Origin of the sequence: Pedobacter sp. Leaf41, assembly GCF_001422545.1 — a bacterium.
Classification (GTDB): Bacteria; Bacteroidota; Bacteroidia; order Sphingobacteriales; family Sphingobacteriaceae; genus Pedobacter.
The window spans coordinates 229,875-247,491 of sequence record NZ_LMLE01000009.1; the positions used below are offsets into that span (position 1 = coordinate 229,875).

A 17,617-nucleotide genomic window follows, 5' to 3' on the forward strand; every position below is an offset into this window, starting at 1 on the left:
AAGCCAGACGAACGTTTAAATCAACAACTGTCTTTGCTTTCCAATCCTCATCATTCGTTAATCAACGAATAAAACGTCGGTCAATCTGGAAATAAACAATTAATTTCTTCACATTTTCTGGTGGAAAACTTGATTTTAAAAATCGTAAAATACGGCAAATCCTAATTAGCTTTGCTGCCTTTAATATTGAATACATTATATGCTAGCTCATCATAAAATAATTGCTGCAGAATTAAAAGTTGCAGAAAAACAAGTAACCGCCACCGTAAGTTTATTGGATGAAGGTGCAACTGTGCCTTTCATTTCACGTTACCGTAAAGAATTAACAGGAAGTTTAGATGAAGTGGAGGTAGCGGCAATTCGAGATCGCGTTACGCAATTAAGAGATTTGGACAAACGCCGTGAAGCGATTCTAAAATCGATGAACGATCTTGGCAAATTAACACCCGAGTTGGAGCAAAAAATTAACGAAGCTGAAACCATCTCCTTACTTGAAGACATTTACCTGCCTTACAAACCTAAGCGTAAAACAAGAGCTTCGGTTGCAAAGGAAAAGGGTTTGGAGCGTCTGGCATTGCAAATTTTCAATCAGAAAAATTTCGATTTAGACGCTGCGGCTGATCAATTTTTAGATGCAGAAAAGGGTGTTAAGTCTTTGGAGGAAGCCCTGGCTGGAGCACGCGATATTATTGCGGAAATGATTTCGGAAAATGCAGAGGCCCGAACCAAAATGCGTAGTTATTTTCAGGAAAAGGCTGTTTTCAAATCTGAAGTAATTAAAGGAAAAGAAGAAGAAGGAATAAAGTATAAGGATTATTTCGAGTGGAATGAGCCTGTTAAAACGGCCGCATCGCACCGTGTTTTGGCGATGCGCAGAGGTGAAAAAGAATTGATTTTGAGACTTGATGCTTTACCACCGGCAGAAGGCGCCATTGAATTACTTGAAAGCCAATTCATATTGGGCCATAATGCGGCTTCTAAACAAGTGCAACAGGCTTTGGAAGATGGGTACAAGCGTTTACTTGAACCGGCAATGGAGACCGAACTTCGGGTACTGACCAAACAAAAGGCAGATGAAGAAGCCATTCGGGTTTTTGCCGAAAATGCCCGCCAGTTGTTATTGGCAGCACCAATGGGACAAAAAAACGTACTAGCTATTGACCCGGGTTTTCGTACTGGTTGCAAAGTGGTTTGTTTGGATAGCCAAGGTCAACTAGTAGAGAACACCGCCATTTATCCGCATACCGGACAAGGAAATGTTAAGAATGCTGAAATTTCCATTAAACAACTCTGCGAAAAGCACAACGTTGAAGCAATTGCTATTGGCAATGGAACGGCAGGAAGAGAAACAGAAGCCTTTATTCGTGGGTTCAACTTGCCTAATATTACCATTGTGATGGTTAACGAAAGCGGTGCATCCATCTACTCTGCATCCGAGGCTGCCCGAGAAGAATTCCCCACACAAGATATTACCGTTCGTGGTGCTGTTTCAATCGGTCGCCGGCTTATGGATCCGTTGGCGGAGTTGGTAAAGATCGATCCAAAATCAATCGGTGTTGGGCAATATCAACATGATGTTGACCAAAATAAATTACAGGCTAGTTTAGATGATACCGTAGTAAGTGCGGTGAATGCCGTTGGGGTAGAATTAAACACGGCATCGAAACAAATTCTTGCTTACGTTTCTGGCTTAGGCCCAACATTAGCCCAAAACATAGTTGATTACAGAAATACTCATGGTGCGTTTAAAAACCGTGAAAGCCTTAAAAAAGTACCCCGTTTAGGCGATAAGGCCTATGAGCAGGCTGCGGGTTTCTTGCGCATTCGTAATGCGGAAAATGTTTTAGATACCAGTGGCGTTCACCCTGAAAGATATGCTGTAGTTGATAAAATGGCCAAAGATTTAGGTACAACAATTTCTACTTTGATGAAGGATAGCCAGCTACAAAAGCAAATTAAACCGCAGCAATATGTAACTGACGAAATTGGCTTACCTACGCTAAACGATATCTTAAAGGAGCTGGCCAAGCCAGGTCGCGATCCACGTGAACAGTTTGAGGCTTTTAGCTTTACGGATGGCGTAAATGAAATTAGCGATTTAAGAATTGGCATGAAACTGCCGGGAATTGTAACCAACATCACCAATTTTGGTGCCTTCGTAGATATCGGTGTTCATCAGGATGGTTTGGTTCACACCAGTCAGTTGGCTAACCGTTTTGTGGCTAACCCGAACGATATTGTTAAGGTACATCAAAAAGTAGAAGTTACTGTGATGGAAGTTGATGCGGCTCGAAAACGAATTTCATTATCGATGAAAAGTGACGGTAGCGTTAAGCCTGATGGGGTTAAGAGCAAAGACCAAGGAACAAAGAATAAGGAGCAAGGATCGAAGAACAAAGAGCAAGGAGGAAGGAATAAAGAGCAAGGAGGAAAGAGTTTTGCGCAGAAAACTCAGCCAGTAAAAAAAGAAGCTGATGGTGATTTGCAAGAGAAATTGGCAAAACTAAAAGGGATGTTTAAATAGAAGCTTCCCAAAACTTAAACAAAAAGCGGAGAAATCTTGACACATGGAAGTGTTTTATCAAGAATTCTCCACTTATTCAATCGACCGAATTATTAAATTAATAGTCGTATTTATGCGTATAATCGGCGGTTGAAGTAACAGTGATATTTTGGTCGTTTGTAACCACATCGCCATTAACCTCTGCTTTAAAACTAATTTTAAACGACGGATTGTTCGCACCTGGGTTTAAGCATTGTTGGCTGGTAGTTACTAACCTTAAAGGCGTAGTACTTTCAATTACATAGGTTTTTGTAGCACCCAGAAAATCGTTTTTCCCTAAAGAAATTCCTGTTTCATTGTTTTTGGTAACGCCATTAACCTTCCAAATAGTTTTTGCGTTATCGAGTGTAGCACCTACAAAAACGAAGGAAACATAATCTTGTTCTTCTACCCCATCTACAGTTACGGTAAACTTGAAGTTTTTATTTTCAGAATCTCCAGGAGTGTTATTGCTGTCTTTTTTGCAAGAAGATAATACGGTTAACGTGAGCAACGGCAAGATTGTGAAAAGTACTTTTTTTAAATTTTTCATAGAAAATGTGTTAAATAATTTTCCCTTGAAAAAACAACAACTATACCAACGGACGCGAACTTAATTCATTTTATAACTCCGAAAATGTTCCCAAAAGTTAACTTTCAGATTATCAGAGCAAAACTTTAAGGAATAAAAATGTAACTTTAAAATTACATTTTACCAAACTGATAAACATGGCTGTAAGAGTGTTTAAATCCTCATACAGTTCTATTTATAAATTTTGAAACTTATCTTTATGTTCGATTCTTGTTTTTGGTAAACTTTCAGGATAATTATTTTGAATAAAAGTAATCATCGATTCGCGAACGTAACACCTTAAATCAAAAGCCCTTGAAGAGTTGGAGGCACTCATTAAAAATCGGATTTCAATAGAGCCATCTTTATTTGTATCGGTAACCTGAACCACATTTACTCTTTTATCCCAAAGGGGATTATCAATTAAAAGCCGCGTGAGCTCCTGGCGTAAAGGTTCAATTGGAATGGTATAATCCATATACAGGAAAACCGTTCCAAGCAAATCAGCAGATACACGGGTCCAGTTTTGAAAAGGCTTTTCGATGAAGTAGGTAATCGGCAAAATCAGTCGCCGTTGATCCCAAATGCTCACCACCACATAGGTTAAAGTGATTTCTTCTACCCTTCCCCATTCACCCTCCACAATTAAAACATCGTCGATTCTTATCGGTTGTGTAAAAGCAATTTGGAAACCTGCTAATAAATTCCCCAATGATTTTTGTGCGGCGAAACCGATGATAATTCCACCGATTCCAACACCAGTAAGTAAACCTGCACCAATTTTTCTCATGCTTTCAAAACTGAGCAAAATAATAGCTGCTGTAATGATAATGATTAATGAAACGATAAATTTTCTAACAAACTGAAGCTGGGTACGTATTTTTCTCTCTTTGAGATTATTTTCTTTGTTAAGATCATATTTGAGATAAAAGAAATCTTCTAATACATTTATTAACCGGATGAGAATAAGTGCAAATACTGCGGTCAATGCAATCTCTATTGCTTTATCAATATGCTGTCGGGCAGTAGAAGACATCACCATCAAATCCAAAGAAGAATTTAATAACAATAAGGGAATGAATACCGCGATAGGTTGCCGAAGGTGTTTAATCGTGGATTTGATAATAATGAAATCCCACCAACGCGAAAGCAAGAGGAAGGTTTTGTGGACAAGGTATTTAAGAAGCAAGCCAACCAAAATGGCTATGATACCGATAATGAAGTTTTTAACGAAAATAGGAATAGGATAACCAAAAAAGTGGTCAAGATACTGCATAAACGAAATTTGTTGGTTAAATAATAGAAATTACTCCTATGTTTAACAACAGCGTTTATAGTTTGTTTGCGAAAGAATTTTATGAGGTAGAATACCAGTAAAAACGCGGCGAAGCAAATGGTTGAACCACTCCATGTAAGAATAGTCTCGTTGAGCTAGCCGAAACGCAGAATAAACGTCTTCGACAGGCTCAGACTGACAAATTTAAGAAGATCGTTTTTAAATTTCCGCTACAAATTCTCTAATCGAAGCCCCAGGATCATCGGTCTTCATAAAATTTTCTCCGATTAAAAACCCGTTGAAGCCTGCTACTTTAAGTTCTTTTATGGTTTGCGGATTACTAATGGCACTTTCCGAAATTTTTAGAAATTCATCTGGAATTTTGTTCACCAAATCAAATGAAGTTTGGATATCAACCGTAAAATCGGCGAGGTTTCTGTTATTTACACCAATGGCATCAAGATTAGGGCAAATGCTTCTTTCCAGTTCTTCGAAGTTGTGCACCTCTAACAATACGTTCAGGCCTAAATCTTTCGCAAATTTCCCATAATCGCTGATTTGCTTTGGAGTTAGAATTGCAGCGATTAACAAAATGATATCTGCGCCCCAGGCTTTGGCTTCCAAAATCTGATATTCATCAATCATGAAGTCTTTGCGAAGGATGGGAATATTGTTGGCTGCTCTTGCGGCCAATAAATCATCGGTTTTCCCGCCAAAAAAATCAACATCCGTTAGCACAGAAATTGCAGATGCACCAGCATTATTATAAGCAAGCGTAACTTCAGCAGCATCGGCTATGCCATTTATTAAACCCTTTGATGGCGAACGGCGCTTGAACTCGGCAATGATTCCGGTTCTATCTTCAGCCAACAAAAACTTTTTAAAAGAATAAGGTGTACGCTTAAAGTGATCAGCTTTTTCCAAATCCTGTTTCGAGATGAGTCGCTTTGCATCAGCAACTTCTTCTTTTTTACGTAATACGATCTTATCTAAAATATTCATGTGTGATTCTAAATCATGTAATGAGAAACTTGTCACGCCAAAGCAGCGCACCTACGTTCGATTTTAAACCGGCCTAACAAATTTTTGGGGATTTTCTATCCAAGCCAAAGCACTAACTTTAATACAAAAATTTTCAGCCGGTGTTTTTGTTTCTTTTTGACATCAAAAAGAAAATAGCCCGTCCCGCTAGGGCTAAATTAGCTCGTTAACCAGTTTTCCATCATTTGCCTCCCGTGCTCTGTTAACACACTTTCGGGGTGAAACTGAACCCCCCGAACATCTAAGCTTTCATGCCTAAGCGCCATAATTTCGCTCTTGTGGTCTCTGGCGGTTATTTTTAAACATGATGGAAAATTTTCTTTACTCACCACCCAACTGTGGTATCTTCCAACATTTATCGTTTGCGGGCACTCCCAAAACAAAGGTTCATCTCCATCTACCACGGTAACTGGCGTGGCAATTCCATGCATTGGTCTGCCGAGGTTTAAAAGCGTACCGCCGAAAGCTTCTGCTATGGCCTGCTGACCTAAACACACCCCAAAAATACTCTTTGTTGGCGCATAAGTTTTAATTACATCCAATAATAATCCAGCCTCTTCCGGAATCCCAGGGCCAGGAGAAAGCAATATTTTATCGTATTGTGCCACATCAGCCAATTCGAATTTATCATTTCTCCAAACTACCGCTTCGTAGCCGACTTCGTTAATTAAATGAACGAGATTATAGGTAAAACTATCATAGTTATCGATCACTAAAACAGTTTTTTTGTCTTTATTTTCCATTGATAATCTTTATTTTATAAACACATTATCCGTTTTCATCCTTAAATGCCTTCGGCCATTTGCAAAGCTTTACGCAAGGCCGCAATCTTATTATTCACTTCCTGCATCTCCATTTCCGGAACAGAATCTGCCACTATTCCTGCACCGGCCCGGTAGTGCAATTCGTTATTCTTGCTCATAAAAGTCCTGATCATAATGGCATGGTTAAAATCTTCGTTAAAACCCATAAATCCGATTGCGCCGGCATAAAAATTACGCCCAAGCTTTTCATTTTCATCAATTAGCTGCATGGCTTTATATTTTGGGGCACCACTTAAAGTTCCTGCCGGGTAAGTATCTGCCACCACCTTAAAAGCACTTACGTCTTCCTGCAAATGTCCGCTTACTTTACTCACCAGGTGAATCAAATGGGAATAATATTGCACTTCTTTAAACGATTTTACTTCTACGCGATTACAATGACGACTTAAATCGTTTCTGGCCAAATCAACCAACATCACATGCTCTGCACTTTCCTTTGGATCCTGCTCCAACTTTTTCGCTTGCTCTGCATCTTCGATATCATTACCACTGCGTTTAAAGGTTCCGGCAATTGGAAAAATATTGGCGGTATTATTTTTAATCGTGATTTGCGCCTCCGGAGATGAACCAAAAAGCTTGAAGTTGCCATAATCAAAATAAAACAAATATGGCGATGGGTTAATGGAACGCAAACAACGATAAACGTTAAATTCATCACCAGAGAAAGCCTGTTTGAACGCCCTTGAAGGAACAATTTGAAAGACATCACCTCTATAAATATGCTTCTGTAGTTTTTCTACCAAGTCCATAAAACCCTGGTCGGTTAGGTTTGAGCTTTCCTCTCCCCGCAGCTGAAATTTGTATTCCGGATAGTTTTTGTTCTGGATGAGATACTCCATCTTTTCCAATCCACCTTCTTCTTCTCCTTCAAAAGTATTTTTGAAAAGGGTGATTTCATTTTTGAAGTGATCAATTGCAATGATGTAGCGATACAAATGATACTGCATTTCTGGGATCTCCTCTCCTTCCGGAGTTTCAGAAATGAATTTAATATCTTCGAAATGCTGAACGGCATTCCAGGTAAAATACCCGAATAAACCGCTTGAAATAAATTTGATTTCAGGCAATTCTGTTTCTTTAAACTGATCTTTGAAATCGGCTATTTCATCAATTAAATTTTTGCTTTCCTTTATTGTTACCGTTCCGTCTGGGAAATAAGTTTCTAAACGACTCCCTTTTAAAACAATCCCGGCAACGGGTTCTGCACAAACGAAACTCATCGAGTTTTCACGACTATGATAATCAGAACTTTCAAGCAATATGCTGTTCGGATACACATCGCGTAAGCGTAAATAAATGCTCACTGGCGTGGTAGTATCGGCAAGCATTTTTTTGTAAGTGGTATTAATTTTAAACATTTTCTATCGTCATTGCGAGGAGGAACAACGAAGCAATCTCCTCTCTGTAATTTTTTTAAAAACAAAAGCCCGGCGTGTGGTTCTACGCCGGGCTTTAATGGTTCAATTAGGTTTAGGTTGATAAAAATATTTTCCTCATACGCAGCCGGCGCAATTCTGTTTTGAATTACTTTGCCAAAGCCAGGTATGTATATTGTTAATCATGTGCGACAAAAATATAAAGAATTTTGAATAATGGAAATATTTGTGAAATTTCCTATAAACATTAACCTTTTAAAAAAAGGGAAACTCATTTTTGAATTGAATTTCCCTTACCGAATTGGAAATTTATTTACCCAATCTCTATCGAAACGATAATCTGCTATCAATAAAGCACTAGTTTTTAAGAGATCCCGAAAAATGATCTTCCTGGAACGTTTTTCGTCATTATTAAAATCGAAACAACAATTAGCACCAATGCCAGGCCAAAGAAAATTGCAATGGTACGGTGTTTGGCTACCGCATCTGCAACCTTTTTCGATCTTGCATTACCTACAGTAATTAAAATGATTGCAATAAGCATCATAGAAGTATGTTCTACCTTGAAGTATCTTCCTATTGCATCGCTCATAGGCAATTTTGTTAAAGGGCTAAAAAAGAACAAAACCAATCCGATAAGAAATTGAATGTGAGCACTAATTAAAGTGAATACATTTAACTTCCGGTTGCCTTCTGTATAAGTTTTATTGCCAAACCACCCCGATAAAGCGTTAACAACGGCAACAACTAATAAAATTAATACGATGTAGCGCCATCCAGAGTGCGCAGATTTTAAAATATTGTACATTTTGATCTAATATGTTTGTTCAAAAATAGGGAATAATTGTAAAAAATAGGATATTGAGTGCAACCAACGTTAATTTATATTAGTTTTAAACAAAATAAACCCCTAAACTTATTATGAAGAAAATTTTACTCGCTATCGCGATGGTATTTTCGACTACAATCTTGTTTGCACAGCAAACAACTTTCCCGGTAAACGGATCTTTTGATACCAGGCCAGGCATGTTTGCTTTTACAAATGCAACAATTGTGGTAAATGCCAACCAAACTTTATCAAATGCAACGCTTCTAATTAAAGGACAAACCATTCAGGCTGTAGGAGCTGGAGTTGCTGTACCAAAAGGATATGTTGTGGTGGATTTGAAGGGCAAATTCATTTATCCGTCAATGGTAGATGCTTTTTCAAGTTATGGAATTACAGAAGCACCTGCACAAGCAAGAGGATTTGGCGGTCAGCGTCAGTCAATATTTGTTTCTACGAAAAAAGGCGCTTATGGCTGGAACGAAGCCATCAGACCTGAAACGTATGTAAAAAACATTTTCTCGGTTGATACGAAAAAAGCAGATGAATTACGCAAGGCAGGCTTTGGCAGTGTGAATGTAATCAGCCGCGATGGCATTGCCCGTGGTGTTTCTGCAGCCGTAAGCTTAAATGAAGGAGCTGATAATGCTGTTATTTTGAAAGATCAAACCGCAGCCAATTATTCCTTCAACAAAGGAACCTCATCAAACGATTACCCTACTTCTTTAATGGGCTCCATTGCTTTGTTGCGCCAAACCTATTACGATGCGCAGTGGTATGGCAAACAGAAAGACGAATACAATATTTCGTTAGATGAATTTGGCAAGCAACAAACCATGCCCCAAATTTTCGAAGTTGATGGATGGCAGAACGTTTTACGTGCTGATAAAATTGGCAAAGAATTTGGCAAAAAATTTATTATCAAATCTGGTGGCGACGAATATCAACGTATTAACGAGGTGAAAGCAACAGGCGCAAGTTTGATTATTCCGCTATCTTTCCCTAAAGCTTATGATGTAGAAGATCCGGCAGAAGCCAGAAATGTAACGCTATCGCAAATGAAAGGTTGGGAGTTAGCACCAACAAATCCAGCTGCTTTAGAAAAAGCAGGTATTAAGTTCGCTCTGACTGCTTTCGGATTAGAAAACAGCCGTGATTTCTGGGCGAACATCCGCACTGCGATTGAAAACGGTTTGACCGAAAAACAGGCGCTTCAATCCGTAACCTCAATTCCTGCAGAACTTTTGGGCATTAACGATAAAGTAGGCTCACTTGAAAAAGGCAAAGTCGCTAACTTTTTGATTTCATCAGATAATTTATTTAAAAACGGCAACATCATTTTTGAAAACTGGGTTCAGGGAAAGCGTTTCATCGTAAATAAAATGGATGTGAGTGATGTGCGTGGCACTTATAATTTAAATGTGGATGGCGTTGGCGCTTTAACATTAAAAATCACGGGTACAGGCGGCGGCTCAACTGCAGCCATCGAAAGAGCGGGAACTGATAGCGTTAAAACCACTGCAACTTTTGCCAGAAATGGCGATTGGGTAAGCATTAACTTCAACTTAAAGAAAAACCCTAAAGGTGATGTTCGCTTAAGCGGATACATTACTTCGGCTAATCCAATCACCGTAAAAGGCGAATCTGCACTGGCAGATGGATCTACGGGAAAATTTACAGCTACCTACAAAGAAGCGGCTAAAGAAACGCCTAAGAAGGAAGATCCTAAACCTACACTTGCAGTGGGTTCACTGATATATCCTTTCACCGCTTTCGGCGCCGCGGAATTGCCAAAAGTAGAGACCGTTTTAATTAAAAACGGCACCGTTTGGACAAATGAAAAAGACGGCATCCTTCAAAATGCTGATGTACTTCTAGAAAACGGCAAAATTAAGGCTGTTGGAAAAAATCTTTCAACGGGTGGCGCCAAGGTAATCGATGCCACTGGCAAACACATTACCGCGGGCATTATTGATGAACACTCGCACATCGCTGGTAGCGGCGGTATTAATGAGGGTGCGCAGTCAGTTTCTGCCGAAGTTCGTATCGCGGACATTATCAACTCCGAAGATGTAAACATTTATCGCCAGTTGGCGGGAGGCGTAACGACTTCTCATATTTTACACGGTTCAGCAAACCCGGTTGGCGGTCAATCGCAATTAATTAAACTGCGCTGGGGTAAATCGCCGGAAGAATTGAAGTTCGCTGGCGCTGATGGTTTCATCAAATTTGCACTGGGCGAAAACGTAAAACAAAGTAATTTTGGCACCGGTGCCCGCTTTCCGGTTACACGTATGGGTGTAGAGCAAACTTTTGTTGATGAGTTTACCCGTGCCAAAGAATATGAGAAAGCGATGAAAGTGAAAGGCAATAGCGTTCGAAGGGATTTGGAACTGGATGCCATTGTTGAGATTTTAAACAACAAACGTTTCATCACCTGCCACTCGTATGTTCAAAGCGAAATCAATATGTTAATTCACGTTGCTGATAGCCTTGGATTTAAAATCAACACTTTTACCCACATTTTAGAAGGATATAAAGTAGCAGATAAAATGAAAGCGCATGGTATTGCCGGTTCTACTTTTTCTGATTGGTGGGCTTACAAAAATGAGGTTGCAGAAGCGATTCCATACAACGGCAAAATTATGCACAATGTAGGTGTAACCACGGCCTTTAACTCTGATGATGCAGAAATGGCTCGTCACCTGAACCAGGAAGCAGGAAAGTCGGTGCTTTATGGTAACGTTCCGGAAGAAGATGCATTAAAATTTGTGACTTTGAACCCGGCACGCATGCTGCACATCGATGATAAAGTAGGCAGTTTAAAACCTGGAAAAGATGCTGATGTAGTAATCTGGACTGCCAATCCGCTTTCGATATATGCAAAAGCAGAAAAAACTTTTGTTGATGGCGTAGCATATTGGGACATTGAAAAAGACGCTCAGGTAATTAAAGCACAGCAAGCTGAAAAAGCCCGTTTGATTCAAAAAATGTTAGAAAGCAAAAGTAAAGGTGGCAAAATGCAACGCCCAATGGGTGATGCTCCACGCCTGTACAATTGCGAAACTCTAGAAAACTATTCAGCAGAATTAACCGAAAAAGAACATGCACACTAACATGAAAACCTATTTAATGAGTCTGGCTTTTTCGGCATCAAGCCTGATGTGTTTTGCACAAGCAAACATATCGCCAGCAAAAAAACAAACTAAAACCATTGCAATTAGCGGAGCTACGGTACATGTGGGCAATGGAACAATAATTGAAAACGGAACCATTCTTTTCAGCAACGGAAAAATTATTTCTGTTACGGCCAATGGTCAGGTGCCACAAGATGATGTAACCAGAATTGTGGCAACAGGAAAACATGTTTACCCAGGCTTTATTGCAGCAACAACAAACTTGGGGCTAGCAGAAACTGAGTCGATCAAAGCTACGCTGGATTTCCAGGAAATTGGCGATTTCAACTCGCACATTCGTTCGATTGTAGCTTACAATACTGATTCGAAAGTGCCGGCAACACTGCGAAGTAATGGTGTATTAATGGCACAACCTACTCCACAAGGTGGAACGGTATCTGGAAGTTCTTCTGTAGTACAATTGGATGCCTGGAACTGGGAAGATGCAGCAATTAAAACGGATGATGCCATGCATATGAGCTGGCCGGTAACGCCACGTTTTAGAGGTGGCTTTGGTGGTTTCGGCAGGCCACAAATGTCGGCAGAGGCTTTAGCAGAACGAACACAAGCTGCCATTGCACAATTAACATCGTTTTTTGCAGAAGCTAAGGCTTATTCGGAAATGGGCAAACCGGAGGTAATTAACACCCGTTTTGAGGCCATGAAAAAAGTTTTTTCTGGGCAAGAGAAATTGTTCATTTCAGCAGATAGCCAAAAGGATATTGTTGCCGCGGTAAACTTTGCCAAAAAATTCGGTATTACGCCAGTAATCACTGGCGCTGATGAAGCTTATTTGGTGATCGATTTCTTAAAAGAAAACAACATCAGTTTAGTGGTAAAACAACCTCATGCTTTGCCAAACAATAATGATGACGATGTAAATATGCCCTATAAAAATGCAGCGGTTTTAGCCAACGCTGGTTTAAATGTAGTGTTAAGTATAGATGGTTATTGGCAGCAACGCAATCTGCCTTTTATGGCCGGAACGGTTACCGCATGGGGTTTGGACAAAGAGAAAGCCTTGTCTACCATCACGCTAAATGCTGCAAAAGTGATGGGCGTAGATAAAACTACCGGAAGTATTGAGGCAGGAAAAGATGCCACTTTCTTCATCTCTGCAGGCGATGCTTTGGACATGAGAACCAACAAAGTGGAACAAGCATTTATCCAGGGAAGAGATATCAATCTGGATAATTTGCACAAACAACTGGACAAGAAGTTTAGCGATAAATATACTGCTGAAAAGAAGTAAGCTAACACCAATTTAACAGAAACGGCCAATATTAACTTATTGGCCGTTTTTTATTTTAACACTAGCCCATAAATAAGACTATTTCATAACGATTGTTCTATTGGTTAGTGTCTCCAACAACCGTAATAGTGATGACTTAAAGTTTCGGTTGGTGGGGGGACCTGCCGATAAGTTGCTTCATGCCATTTTTAAGAAGCTGATGCCATTATCGTCATCAAAAAGATAAGTCCAATTTTATTCTATCGGTTGGTGTCCTCACCAACCGAAAAACTGGCGATTTTCAAGGTGCAAAACCAACATTGCAGTTTGTTCTATCGGCAGGTCCCCCCACCAACCGTAATAGTGATGACTTAAAGTTTCGGTTGGTGGGGGGACCTGCCGATAAGTTGCTTCATGTCATTTTTAAGAAGCTGATGCCATTACCGTCATCAAAAAGCTAAGTCCAATTTTATTCTATCGGTTGGTGTCCCCACCAACCGAAATATTATACATATATTGCTTTTATTCTCCCTAAATATCTTAACTATAATTATGAATATTTTCCACAAGAGACAGGGACAAATGGATTATAATTATCCATATTTCTACACAGATACAATCTGTGATTTTAAGCAGCTACTTGCTGATGATTTGTGCAAAATGATTGTGATCAAATCGCTACAATATTTAAAACAGAAAAAGATAGTAGAAATTTATGGTTATGTAGTAATGCCAAATCACATTCATCTCATATGGAACATGTTAAAATTAAATGGAAAAGAAAGTCCTGCTACAAGTTTTACAAAATTCACGGCCCACGAGTTTAAAAAATATTTAGCATCAAATTCCCCAGGATTGCTTGAGGCATATCTATCGGAAAAAGGAGATCGCAGTTACCAATTTTGGAAACGAGATCCACTAGCTATCCCATTAAGTACTGAATCGATATTACTTCAGAAATTAGATTATATCCATGACAATCCAGTTAAAGAAAGGTGGAGACTGTGTGACAATCCAGAAGATTACGTGTGGAGTAGTGCAGAATTTTATGAAACTGGGATTGATCGTTTTGACATTCTACCCATTTCAGAGACTAACTAGGTTTAGGTTGGTGTACTTGAACTATCTGTCGGTGTCTTCGGCATACGAAAAACTGGCAATTCTATCAATTTGAAACCAACATTGCAATTTAAGATTTCGGTTGGTGAGGACACCAACCGATAAGATGCCTCATGTCATTTTATAAGAATTGATGTCATTACCCCCATAAAGCTAACACCAATTTAACAGAAACGGCCAATATTAACTTATTGGCCGTTTTTTATTTTAACACTACCGCATAAATAACATCATTTCTAAACGATTTCATAATATAAAATAGAAACAATCTTAACACAACTCATAGAATTTTGCATCATAAAAAATCGAAACTAATCATGCTGAAATGCTTTTGAACAGCAGCCTAAACTCAGGCGGCTTGATAAAGGCTTCGCAACCTATTAAAAATCCAACGATGATGAAAAATCTACTAGTCGCATTAATGCTACTACTGTCTTTTGCAACCCGATCTGCAATGGCACAAACAACACAAGCATCCATATCCGGTATTGTAACCGATGAACAAAAGAAACCCATCCCCGGTGTTTCCGTTGAAATTAAAAATAACTCTACTGGTTTCACTACCAGAACTTCAACCAATGCCCAGGGAGAATATACATTTAAAGAGCTTCCTTTAGGCGGCCCTTATACTGTAAAAGCTGTTTACGTGGGTTTCGGCGAACAAACTAGAACAGGATATATGTTAAACTTCGGCGATGTTGCCAGAGTAGGCATCACCATGCAAGAAGCCGCACAAAATCTGGAGGCCGTTCAGGTAGTAGCTTCAGGTTTAAGAAATAAAGTGCAGAATTTTGGCGCCTCGACAGAGATTTCTGCCAAGACAATGAACCAGCTGCCTGTTAACGGCCGTAACTTCTCCAACTTGATGGATTTATCTCCATTGAGTCGTGGTGGTGGTATTGCTGGTCAGTTAGGCTCATCTACCAACTACACTATTGACGGTATGAACGCTAAGAACCCAACGTCTGCAGGAAGCACAACCAGCCGTAGTGGTGCGCCATATTCTATTTCTATTGAGGCAGTTCGCGAGTTCAAGGTAGTAACCAACCAATATGATGTTACTTTAGGAAGAGCCGGCGGCGGTACAGTAACAGCGGTAACCAAATCAGGAACGAATACAGTTAGCGGTAGTGCTTTTATGTACGGAAGAGCAGATTGGTTAGCTTCTCCTTATGATATTAGAGGTGTAAAACGTGATAACGATTTCTCAACTTATCAATATGGCTTCACCTTGGGTGGACCGATTATTAAAGACAAATTACATTATTTTGTGGGATGGGATCACCAAAGAGATGCTCGTCCGCTTATTATTGCAGACATTAATGGTCCTGCTGATGAGGCAAGATTTAGAATAACCAATAGCACCTTACAGGAATTTGCTGGAGTTGCCCGTACTAAATACGGCGTAGCTAGTAGCGATCAGTATGGTTCATTTGATAAAAAGCGTGGAACAGATGCAGCTTTCGCCCGTTTAGACTGGCAAATCAATGAGAAAAACCTGTTAACTATTCGTGATAATTACACCAACGATAGAAATCCCCTAGGACTGGCAGACAATACGGCCATCAATTTCTTCGAAAGTTATGGTAATGACAAAAATGTTGATAACAGTTTATTGGCCACTTTACGCTCAACCGTGAACAGTAAAGTCACTAACGAATTGAAAGTTCAACACCTATACACCTTTCAGGCAAGTACACAAAATGACCAGTTGCAATATGCGATACCAAGAGCAATTGTTCGGAATGTAACTTCAACCCTAGCTGATGGAACAACAGGAAATACAGCAATTCAAATTGGTGGTCATCGTTTTGGCCAGGAAGGTTTCACCAATAACGTGCTTCAATTGGTAGATAATTTCTACTACAACACCGATAAAGTGAAATACACTTTCGGTGTTGATGTAATGTATACTCATGCCAAGTCGCTTTATGGAAGTGAAGTAAACGGACGTTTTGAATATACAAACGGAGGCGCCACGGCTATCCAAAACTTCAACAATCTTGCTCCATATCTTTACTATCGTGAAGCGCCTTTGGTGGAAGACCCAACGGTTAAGGCCGGAATCTGGAACATGGCTTTATATGGTCAAATGCAAACTAAGCTAGCTAAAGGTTTAGACTTTATTGGAGGTTTGCGTATGGACTATAGCTCTTATCCTAAATCGCCGTTAAACCAACAATTGTTTGACGCCATTGGTGTTAGAACTGACCATGAGCTGAAACAGTTTCTTATTCAGCCAAGAATTCAGTTTAACTGGGATATCAATGAAAACAGAACAGATTTTGTTCGTTTCGGTGCAGGTATCTTTGGTTCAGACATCAATAACTACATGACTATTAACAACCTAACTTTCGATGGAAAGCATTTTGCTACCGTGGATGTTCAAGGAGCTGATGTACCAAGACCGGATTTTATCGGTTATAGAAATGGTGTTGCTGCACCTACTTTAACAGCTTTACAAGTACCAACCATTAATACTTATGCTGAAGATGCGAAAGTACCCGTAATCTACAAAGCCAATTTATCTTACAGTAAATTAATTACCGATAAATTTAAAGTTGGCATTACAGGTTACGCAAGTTTAGGCCGTAATAACTACATGTATGTAGATAGAAATATGGTGGCTAATCCTTTCTTTACCATTTCAAATGAAGATAATAGAGGTGTTTACGTTCCTACTATCAATGCCTCAAACGGTGTTGTAGACTGGAAAGCAGGCCGCTTATCAAATAAGTTTGGACGTGTATTAGAAATGAACAGTAAAGGAAAAGTAAATCAGTTTGCAGTGGTGTTAGACGCAACCTGGAATTACTTTAGAGATGGTGAAATTACAGCAAGCTATACCTGGAATGATGCAAAAGACAATACTTCTTACAATGGAAACGTAGCAAATACGGCAACATTATCACTTCCTGTAAAAGATGATCCGAGAGATTTAAGCAGAATGTCGTATTCAGATAATCACTTCCGCAACAAAGTAGTAGTTTACGGTACGCTACCAACTTTTTACGGCGTAACTATTGGCGTTCGTTATTCAGGCATTGGCGGTACTCGCTATAGCTTATTATCGGGCACAAACACCAATGGTGATTTCGTAGCCACTAACGATTTAGCTTTTATTTTCGACAGACATAATACTGCAGTTTCACAAACAGTTCGCACCGGCTTGCAAGCCATTATGGATAATCCATTGGCCAGCCAAAGTTTGAAGGATTATATCAATAAATATTCAGGCCAAATTGCCGAAAGAAATGGTGGAGAAAATGGCTTTTATGGTATTGTAGATTTAAGAATCAGTAAGAAATTCAAGCTTTACAAAACTCACACACTTGAAATTTCTGGTGATATCTTCAACTTCGCCAACTTATTAAACAAGAAATGGGGCGTGAATGAAACCTTGGGTACGCAAGCGCTTTACGCTTTAAACGGACGTGCTGCTGTACCTGCAACGGGTACTACGCCTGCCGTTCCTGCAATACCTGCTTATTTTTCAGATAGCAGAACTTTCAACTACCGCGTAAATAACGCAGGTATTGTTAACCCAAGTGGCAATCCTTACCAGTTTCAAATTGGTTTGAGATACGGATTTTAGTCATTGAAAGATAGACTGTATCTTTCCAAAAAGTCATAAA

At 39.5% G+C, this 17,617-nt stretch carries 11 protein-coding genes; 5 read left to right on the top strand and 6 right to left on the bottom strand.

Features of this window, described 5'->3' with window-relative positions; all coding sequences use genetic code 11:
- The first annotated feature begins 199 nt into the window (after positions 1–199).
- Positions 200–2,524, top strand: a complete 2,325-nt coding sequence (locus ASE92_RS15915; protein WP_056851097.1) for a Tex family protein — start codon at positions 200–202, stop codon at positions 2,522–2,524.
- Positions 2,525–2,621: 97 nt separating this feature from the next.
- On the opposite strand, the gene ASE92_RS15920 is transcribed toward ASE92_RS15915, so the two are convergent.
- The 6 genes from ASE92_RS15920 to ASE92_RS15945 all read right to left on the bottom strand — a co-directional run bounded on the left by ASE92_RS15920 (position 2,622) and on the right by ASE92_RS15945 (position 8,438).
- Positions 2,622–3,095, bottom strand: coding sequence for a hypothetical protein (locus tag ASE92_RS15920; protein ID WP_056851098.1), 474 nt, complete (start codon positions 3,093–3,095; stop codon positions 2,622–2,624).
- Positions 3,096–3,309: 214 nt separating this feature from the next.
- Entirely contained in the window at positions 3,310–4,389 is a 1,080-nt protein-coding gene (locus ASE92_RS15925; RefSeq protein WP_056851099.1) for a mechanosensitive ion channel family protein, read from the bottom strand.
- A gap of 219 nt (positions 4,390–4,608) precedes the next feature.
- On the bottom strand, positions 4,609–5,391 hold the full coding sequence (gene trpC, locus ASE92_RS15930) for an indole-3-glycerol phosphate synthase TrpC (protein ID WP_056851100.1): 783 nt from the start codon (positions 5,389–5,391) through the stop codon (positions 4,609–4,611).
- A gap of 197 nt (positions 5,392–5,588) precedes the next feature.
- The gene (locus tag ASE92_RS15935; protein ID WP_056851101.1) at positions 5,589–6,173 is read right to left on the bottom strand and encodes an aminodeoxychorismate/anthranilate synthase component II; all 585 of its coding nucleotides are present in this window, start codon (positions 6,171–6,173) and stop codon (positions 5,589–5,591) included.
- Positions 6,174–6,214: 41 nt separating this feature from the next.
- Positions 6,215–7,612, bottom strand: a complete 1,398-nt coding sequence (locus ASE92_RS15940; RefSeq protein WP_056851102.1) for an anthranilate synthase component I family protein — start codon at positions 7,610–7,612, stop codon at positions 6,215–6,217.
- A gap of 382 nt (positions 7,613–7,994) precedes the next feature.
- On the bottom strand, positions 7,995–8,438 hold the full coding sequence (locus ASE92_RS15945) for a hypothetical protein (RefSeq protein ID WP_056851103.1): 444 nt from the start codon (positions 8,436–8,438) through the stop codon (positions 7,995–7,997).
- Between the two features lie 113 nt (positions 8,439–8,551).
- On the opposite strand from ASE92_RS15945, the gene ASE92_RS15950 reads away from it, so the two are divergent.
- From ASE92_RS15950 to ASE92_RS15965, 4 genes are all read left to right on the top strand, one after another.
- Positions 8,552–11,572: an amidohydrolase family protein gene (locus ASE92_RS15950; protein ID WP_056851104.1), complete on the top strand. Its 3,021-nt coding sequence runs from the start codon at positions 8,552–8,554 to the stop codon at positions 11,570–11,572.
- Position 11,573: 1 nt separating this feature from the next.
- Positions 11,574–12,884: an amidohydrolase family protein gene (locus ASE92_RS15955; protein WP_056851105.1), complete on the top strand. Its 1,311-nt coding sequence runs from the start codon at positions 11,574–11,576 to the stop codon at positions 12,882–12,884.
- Between the two features lie 531 nt (positions 12,885–13,415).
- On the top strand, positions 13,416–13,964 hold the full coding sequence (locus tag ASE92_RS15960) for a transposase (protein ID WP_200926440.1): 549 nt from the start codon (positions 13,416–13,418) through the stop codon (positions 13,962–13,964).
- 412 nt (positions 13,965–14,376) lie between these two features.
- Entirely contained in the window at positions 14,377–17,577 is a 3,201-nt protein-coding gene (locus ASE92_RS15965; RefSeq protein ID WP_056851221.1) for a TonB-dependent receptor, read from the top strand.
- The last annotated feature ends 40 nt before the right edge of the window (positions 17,578–17,617 follow it).